The 624-nt window shown below is 39.7% G+C and carries 1 protein-coding gene; it reads left to right on the top strand.

Features of this window, described 5'->3' with window-relative positions:
- Window positions 1–405: 405 nt before the first annotated feature.
- Window positions 406–624, top strand: a 219-nt coding sequence (locus tag P1P89_23305; GenBank protein ID MDF1594450.1) for a DUF6444 domain-containing protein, incomplete at its 3' end; no start/stop codon positions are given.

The following is a 624-nucleotide window of genomic DNA, read 5'->3' as shown; positions in this document are numbered from 1 at the left end:
TATTCATAACTAACTAATTTTACAGGTTTTATAAAATTCTAATTTTTTGCTTGACAAGGGAACTACAGGATGTCCCCCTTATTTTACCGCTAAAATGAACAGGGCAGGGTTTAAAATGCCCTGCCCAATTTGAGAATGATTTCGGTATTGTTCAAATAACGAGAACTCGCACTATTGTCGTTCCATAGCCGTTGTCCTCACCCCTAATTTCCCATATAGTCCACAACATTGGCTCTTTACTAAATTTTAAAAACGAACACGATTAAAATATTTGTACCTATTCACGGGGTTCGGGCGTTGATATAACCCGTTGAAATCCCATGAAAAAACAAGCATTATGCAACCTATCGAAATTATTGAAAAAAAATCTAGATTTTTATTTTTAACTATGATAAGCCTTCGGGCATGGAATCTAAAAGACCATTTTCCCTGCATGAATGGCTGGCAATACCGGAGTCGGTCCGAAAGCACATCGAGTCTCAGGATCAAGTCATACTTCATCTGATGCACCAGGTTGAACTGTTGAGCAAACGGATCGAGGAGCTTGAAAACCGACTCAATCAGAATTCTCAGAACTCAAATAAACCGCCTTCATCAGATGGCCCATTCCAGCAGCCCCGGAAG

This window comes from Desulfobacterales bacterium, from assembly GCA_029211065.1.
In the GTDB taxonomy this organism is placed as follows: Bacteria; Desulfobacterota; Desulfobacteria; order Desulfobacterales; family JARGFK01; genus JARGFK01.
Note: the sequence above shows the minus strand (reverse complement) of the source record. Positions and strands in the feature narration are given on the sequence as shown.